Annotated in this window: 6 protein-coding genes and 2 pseudogenes (1 of these 8 running past the window's edge); 6 read left to right on the top strand and 2 right to left on the bottom strand. The window is 71.0% G+C overall.

What is annotated here, in order from left to right; all coding sequences use genetic code 11:
• Positions 1-198 carry the 5' end (the start) of a CBS domain-containing protein gene (locus tag MU852_RS15225; RefSeq protein WP_249750261.1) on the bottom strand. 231 nt of this gene lie to the left of the window's left edge, so only the first 198 of its 429 coding nucleotides appear in the window; the start codon lies at positions 196-198; its stop codon lies beyond the left edge, outside the window.
• Complete coding sequence (locus MU852_RS15220) at positions 135-917, bottom strand: rhomboid family intramembrane serine protease (RefSeq protein ID WP_249750260.1); 783 nt, start codon at positions 915-917, stop codon at positions 135-137. The genes MU852_RS15225 and MU852_RS15220 overlap by 64 nt, the downstream gene beginning before the upstream one ends.
• A 171-nt stretch (positions 918-1,088) precedes the next feature.
• Between MU852_RS15220 and hfaA the strand changes: the two genes are divergently transcribed.
• From hfaA to MU852_RS18005, 6 genes and pseudogenes are all read left to right on the top strand, one after another.
• Entirely contained in the window at positions 1,089-1,526 is a 438-nt protein-coding gene (gene hfaA, locus MU852_RS15215; RefSeq protein ID WP_249750259.1) for a holdfast anchoring protein HfaA, read from the top strand.
• Complete coding sequence (gene hfaB / locus MU852_RS15210) at positions 1,523-2,548, top strand: holdfast anchoring protein HfaB (RefSeq protein ID WP_249750258.1); 1,026 nt, start codon at positions 1,523-1,525, stop codon at positions 2,546-2,548. Before hfaA ends, hfaB begins: the two co-directional genes overlap by 4 nt.
• Positions 2,475-3,739: pseudogene (gene hfaD, locus MU852_RS18315) on the top strand (holdfast anchor protein HfaD). The gene hfaB and the pseudogene hfaD overlap by 74 nt, the downstream one beginning before the upstream one ends.
• 107 nt (positions 3,740-3,846) lie before the next feature.
• Positions 3,847-4,362 (top strand): M16 family metallopeptidase, encoded by a 516-nt coding sequence (locus tag MU852_RS15195; protein ID WP_249750257.1) that lies wholly within the window; start codon positions 3,847-3,849, stop codon positions 4,360-4,362.
• Positions 4,359-6,275: pseudogene (locus MU852_RS15190) on the top strand (M16 family metallopeptidase); the annotation flags it as partial. The gene MU852_RS15195 and the pseudogene MU852_RS15190, both read left to right, overlap by 4 nt.
• Entirely contained in the window at positions 6,221-6,751 is a 531-nt protein-coding gene (locus MU852_RS18005; RefSeq protein WP_347342403.1) for an insulinase family protein, read from the top strand. The pseudogene MU852_RS15190 and the gene MU852_RS18005, both read left to right, overlap by 55 nt.
• Positions 6,752-6,826 lie beyond the last annotated feature (75 nt).

Genomic DNA, 6,826 nt, shown 5'->3' with positions numbered 1-6,826 from the left:
CGCCTGGGCGCCGTCGCGCGCCAGGGCGCGAACCACGTCGCGTTCGGAAAAGACGCCGGCCACGCGCTCGCCGTCGCAGACGACCAGCGCCCCGACCCGCCTTTCCTCCAACTCGGCGCAGGCGCGCGCCACGCTCAGATCCGGCGCAATGGAGAAGACGGCGTTTCCCTTGGTCTTGAGGATTTCGGCGACGAACATCGCGGCTCCTTCTCTCTGTGGAAGAGACGACCGCGGGGCCGGGATGGCGACAGGGCCGCTCGCGACCGATGATCGCTCAGTCCGATCGGGGAATCAAACCTGCGCGGCGCCCGGCGATTCGGGTCCCTTGCCGAACAGGCGCGCCAGGGGCCGATCGCCAGGATCCCGACCACGAAGCCGACGGCATGGGCCTCCCAGGCGATCCTGGCGCCCTGAACCCCGGGCGCATAGCCGATCAGCCCGACCACGACGTTCACCGCCATCCACGCCGGGGAGGCGCTGAGCACGCGGCGGTCGGTCAACGGCAGCACCCTGCCCTGCCCGCCCATCAGCCGCGTCGCCGCCCCGATCAGGCCGAACACCGCGCCGGATGCTCCGACCATCGGCTGGGTCGAACCCCAGTGGACCAGCCCATAGCCCAGGGCCGCCAGGGCGCCGCACGCCACATAGAAAAGCAGGAACACCGTTGGCCCGATCCGGTCCCCGAACAGCCGCGCGACCGGCGCCCCGAAGGCCAGGGCCGCGATGGCGTTCATGATCGCGTGCGCCCATCCGCCGTGCAGCAGCATGACGGTGAACAGGGTCCCCCATCGTCCCTCGGCCAGGTCGGCGGGCGCGAAGGCCATGCCGGCCCCGCCGTCAGGCAGGCGCTGCTGGAAGAAGAACAGCACCGGCATGGACAGGGCGATCAGCACCACCGTCAGCGGGGCGTTGAACATCCGCTCCCGGGCCGGCGGCGGCGCATCGATCGGCCTTGCGGATCGGTCATGCCCCCAAATGCGCAGCGACCGCCGCAATCTCAAGCGCTTCTTAATAACCTTAACCGACATTAGGCGCGGGCCGACGACACGGCCGCATCCCTATTCGTGCGCCAGGAGCGTCCAGAAGCCATGTCCGCAAAGACGCTGATCGCCGCGAGCGCCCTCGTCGCGGGACTGCTGGCCCCCGCCCTGGCCGGGGCCCAGACGGCCGGTTCCGGGGGGGCCTCGCAGTTCCAGCAGGGCTATGGCTCGGCGCGGTCCAGCACGACCAGCGGCACGACCGGCTCCACCCGCGATTCCAACGGCAACCGCCTGATCGTGGACGGCATCATCCAGTCCGGCGCCTCCTCCTATTCGCGCCAGACCGGCGGCGTGGCCAGCGCCTACAGCGGGGCCGGCTACGGATCGCGCGCGGGCACGACCATCGGCGGCTCGACCGCCATCGGCAACCAGCTCAACGTCGTGGTCCAGGGCAGCTGGAACACCGTGATCGTCAATTCGAACCAGACCAACAACGGCGACGTCACCGCCGGCACGGCCCTGAACGGAACCCTCGACCTGCCATGAGCCGCACACACACCTCTTCCCGTCTCCGCGCGCGCGCGGCGGCCGTCGCGTCGGTCGCCGCCCTGGCCCTGGCCGGCTGCGTCAGCCCCACGGCGGGACCGTCGGGCCTTTACGCCACGCCGATCGGCAATGCGCCGGTGACGTCGAACCCGACGCCCTACTCCACGGCCCTGTACTGCCTGGCGGACTACGCCCGGCGCTACAATCTGCCCTCGCCGCGCATGGCGGTGGGGCGGATCAGCGACTACACCGGCACCGTCTCCTCGGACGGCGGCCGCCAGATCACCGGCGGCGCCTCCCTGATGGCGACCTCGGCCCTGGCCAAGGCCGGCGCGCGGATCGTCGAACGCTACGACACCTCGGTGTCCGAGCTGGAGCTGCGCTACGCCAACAACAAGCTGATCGGCGACCAGGCCCCGGACGCGCCGGAGGACACCCAGTACCGCCGCATCCTGGCCGGCCAGGTGCCGGGCTCGGACTTCTACGTCGTCGGCGGCGTGACCGAGGTGAACTACAACATCCGCTCGGGCGGCTTCGACGTCGCCGGCGGCGAGGTGGACAGCGACACCCCCGGTTCGGGCATCGTCACCCACCGCGTCTTCGTCATGAACATCGCCATGGATCTGCGGTTGGTCCAGACCACCACGTTAGAGGTGGTCGACGTCGTCTCCTACCAGAAGCAGATCATCGGCCGCGAGATCTCGGCCGGCGTGTTCGACTTCCTCAACGGCAACGTCTTCGACATCTCGGCCGGCACGGGCGGGTTCGAACCCGTTCAACTGGCCGTGCGCGCCCTGGTGGAACGCGCGACGGTGGAGTTCATGGCCAATCTCTATGGCGCGCCAGGCCCCGAGATCTGCCTGAACCCGGCGAACGATCCCCTGGCCGATTCCACGGTCGGCCCGACCGGCGGCTACTACCCCGCCTATCCCAACACGGACACGAACAATGGCCAGACACGCGCCGATCCGTCTCGCTGGCATGATCGCCGCGACGGCGACGTTCGCGGCAGCCGCTACTGAGGCGTCCGCCCAGCAGGCGGCGGTCTGCGATCCGCTGACCGGCGCAGCCTGTTCCAGCAACCAGGTCCAGACCGGCGACGTCCTGTCGTCGGTTAATCTCGACGTGGCCGTCGGCCAGCTTCAGGTCTCGGTCGAGACCCAGGGAAATGTCCTGCGCGGCGGCGTGGAGGGCGCGTCCGGGGCCATGATCTCGCGCCAGGACAACCGCGGCCTCGTTCGCGGCGACGTGGTCGTGGCCGTGTCCGGCGCCGAGAACGGCGCGGCGGTCGACACCCACGTGCGGGGCAATAATTTCGAGGCCTATACGGGCGACGCCGTCTTCACCGTGGACGCGGCCCAGGTCGCCGCCGGCCCGGCCGTCCAGGCCAGCACCGATATCCAGGCCGGCGACAGCGCCATCACCGGCGGCGGCTATGTGTCCACCTCGGCCACGGCCAACAACGTCGCTGTCGGCGGCCCCCGCTCCCAGGTGCTCGGCGCCATCGACCAGACCGCCCAGACCACCGTCTTTTCCGAAACGGTCGCCGACATCCGCTACGTCCCGGCGACGGCCTCCTTCTCCAGCCGCGCGACCGCCAACTCCGCCCAGGCCGGCACGACGGGTTCGTCGCACCAGAATCTGTCCATCCGGCAGGAGAACCGCCCCTCGACTACCGTCGCGCAGACCGACGTCTATATCGACAACGCCTGGGACGTCTCGGCCGATGCTCAGGCCCGCGGCAACTACGCCAACGCCGGCAACGAGGGCGGTTCGATGGTGATCCGGGCCGACCAGTCCAACGCCGGCGCGTCCGGGCCGAGACGCGCCTGCGGACCGACCTCTACGGCGCCGCCGTCGCCTCCGCGCGGGCCGTGGCCAATGAGACCGTCGCCGGCAACGACGACATCTACCTGTCGCTGGACAACACCCAGATCAACACCGGCGGCGTCGAGGCCGTCGCGACCTTCCAGGGCAATACGGGATATGACGCCTATGTCGGCGCGGACGCCATCGGCAACGCCGTCAGCGGCTACGTCTGCTCCACCTGCGGCGGAGAGGTGAACGTCGCCAACACCCAGGTGAACTCCGGCGACGTCTCGGCCGTGGTCAACGTCGGCGCGGGCCGGACGGGCGGAAGCCGCGCCGCCGTCGTCGGCGCCAACGCCGCGGGCAACAGCGCCACCTTCTACGTCTCGCGACCCGGCGGCTGATCGGCGCCGTCGTTCGCGACGATCCACGGCGCGCTTGCCGCCGTCCGTCGTCTCGCCTACTCCCTCAGGGCCGCTCCATCGGGGGTTGCGGCCTGGGGAGTGAACTGATGCGTTCTGCACGCCGCCTGCTTCTTGTCGCCGTCTCGGGCTTGGCCCTGACCACGGGAGCCTTCGCGGCGCCCGCCTTCGCCTTCGACCAGGCCGCGCCCGCCGCCGCGACGACGGCGCAGGTCGCGCCCTCCGACCCCTGGCCCCAGGCGGCCAGCGACATTCCCGCCGACCCCGCGGTGCGATTCGGCCTGCTGCCGAACGGGATGCGCTACGCCCTGCTTCGCAACGCCACGCCGCCGGGTCAGGCCTCGTTCCGCCTGCGGATCGACGCCGGCTCGCTGATGGAGACCGACGAACAGAAGGGCCTGGCCCACTTCATGGAGCACATGGCCTTCAACGGCACCAAGGACATCCCCGAGAACGAGATGCTGCGCATCCTCGAACGTCTCGGCCTGGCCTTCGGCGCGGACACCAACGCCTTCACCAGCTTCGACCAGACCGCCTATGTGCTGGAACTGCCCAACACCAGGGACGAGACGGTCGACCCTCCCTGCACGTGCTGCGTCAGATGATGGGCGACGCCCTGATGGCGCCGGACGCGATCGACGCCGAGCGCGGCGTCATCGTCGGCGAGGAGCGCACCCGCAACACCCCGCAACTGCGCGTGCTCAAGACCCAGCTGGGTCTGCTGGCGCAGGGCCAGCGCCTGGCCGAACGTCTGCCCATCGGCGACCTGGACATCATCCGCACGGCCCCGCGCGAGCGGTTCGTCGCCTTCTATGACGCCTACTACCGTCCCTCGCGCGCGACCTTCATCGCCGTCGGCGACTTCGATGTCGATGCGATGGAAGCCAAGATCCGCCAGGCCTTCGGCGACTGGACGCCCAAGGCGGCCGACGGCCCCGAGCCCGACCTGGGAACCGTCGCCCCGCGCCAACCCGAGACCGCCATCATCGTGGAGCCGGGCGTGCAGTCGACGATCCAGATCAACTGGATCAAGGCGCCCGACCTGACGCCCGATACGGTGGCCCAGCGCACCGTCGACCTGCGCCGCAGCCTGGGCCTGGCCGTGCTGAACCGCCGGCTGGGCGAGATGGCGCGCGCCGACAACCCGCCCTTCCTCGGCGCCGGCGGCTCGTATCAGTCGCTGTTCAACAGCCTGGACGCCGGCACGATCGCCGTCAGCTTCAATCCCGGCGAATGGAAGCGCGCCCTGGAAGCCGTGGAGCAGGAGGGCCGCCGTCTGGCCGAGCACGGCGTCACCGACGCCGAACTCCAGCGCGAGATCACGGACTATCGCACCGCCCTGCAGAACCAGGTGGCCGCCGCGGCCACGCGCTCCACGCCCGCCCTGGCCAACAGCCTGCTGGGCGCCGTGAACGACGACGAAGTCTTCACCACCCCGCAGGAAAGTCTGGCCCTGTTCGAGGCCGGGGTGAAGGATCTGACCGCCGCCCAGGTCAACGCCGCCGTCGCGCCGGTGTTCGAGGGCCAGGGGCCGCTCGTCCTGTTCTCGTCCCCCGTCCCGGTCGAGGGCGGCGAGGCCGCCGTCACCGCCGCCTTGGAGGCCTCGCGCCAGGTTCCCGTCAGCGCGCGCGCCGAACAGGCCGCCCTGGAATGGCCCTACACCGACTTCGGCGCCGCCGGCGTTCCCGCCGAACGCACCGAGGTCGCCGACCTGGGCGCCACCCTGGTGCGCTTCCCCAACGGCGTGCTGCTGAACATCAAGCCGACCGACTTCCGCGACGACCAGATCCTGGTCAGCGCGCGCACCGGCATCGGCGAACTGGGCCTGCCCGCGGACCGGGTCACCGCCCTGTCCCTGGCGAACCCGGTCCTGACGCCCGGCGGCGTGGGCAAGCTGACCCTGGACGAGATGACCCGCGTGCTCAGCGGCCACGTCTATAGCGCCACGGCCCAGCTGGGCGGCGACGCCTATGTCTTCAGCGGCGCCACCCGGCCCGAGGACCTGCAGCTTCAGATGCAGGTCCTGGCGGCCTATCTGACCGATCCCGGCCTGCGCGCCGCGCCGTTCGAGCAGATCAAGGCCTTCTTCCCGCAACTGCTCCAGCAGTTGAGCGCGACCCCCGCCGGCGTGTTCCAGCGCGACGGCTCCGGCCTGCTGGCGTCGGGCGACCGTCGCGAGACCCTCCCGACCGCCGAGGAGGTCGCGGCCATGAGCATCGACGAGCTGCGCGCCGGCGTGCCCGCCGCCCTGGCCCACGGCCCGATCGAGATCACCGTTGTGGGCGATGTCGACGTGGACGCCGCCATCGCCGCGGTGGCCTCCACCTTCGGCGCCCTGCCCGCGCGCGGCCCGGCGCCGACGCCCGCCCCGGCCTCGGCCCAGCGCCGCTTCCCGGCGCCGGACGCCGCGCCGGCCCGGCTGACGCACGACGGCCCCGCCGACCAGGCCCTGGGCTTCGTCGCCTGGCCGACCACCGACCAGATCGGCGACCGCACCGCCGCGCGCCAGCTGTCGATCCTGTCCGACGTCCTGCAGCTGCGGCTGAACGACGAGATCCGCGAAAAGCAGGGCCTGGCCTGGCCTATTCGCCCAACGCCGGCTCGAACAGCTCGGACATCTATCCCGGCTATGGCTATGTCTCGGTCACGGCCCAGACGCCGCCCGAGGCCCTGCCCAAGCTGTTCGAGACGGTGGACGCCATCGCGGCCGACCTGCGCGACACGCCCGTCAGCGAGGACGAGCTGAACCGCGCCCGCCTGCCCGCGGTCGAGCGCATCCGCCGCAGCATGGCCGACAACGCCTACTGGCTGCAGCAGCTGTCCGAAGCCCAGTCCGAGCCCGCCTCGCTGGACCAGACGCGCAACCAGATCGCGGTGCTGGAGGCTGTCACGGCCGCCGACCTGCAGCGGCTGGCCCGTCAGTACCTGACCCCCGCCGCCGCCTGGCGCCTGGAGGTCGTCTCCGACAAGGCGGGCGCCGCCCCGGCTCAATAGGCGACGCACGAAAAAGGCCCCGGTCCAGCGCGGACCGGGGCCAGTCTTCAGGATCGTCGACGGAGAGCCGACGGT

The sequence above is a fragment of the Brevundimonas albigilva genome (genome assembly GCF_023503965.1).
GTDB lineage: Bacteria > Pseudomonadota > Alphaproteobacteria > Caulobacterales > Caulobacteraceae > Brevundimonas > Brevundimonas albigilva.
This window is presented reverse-complemented; position numbering and strand designations above follow the sequence as displayed.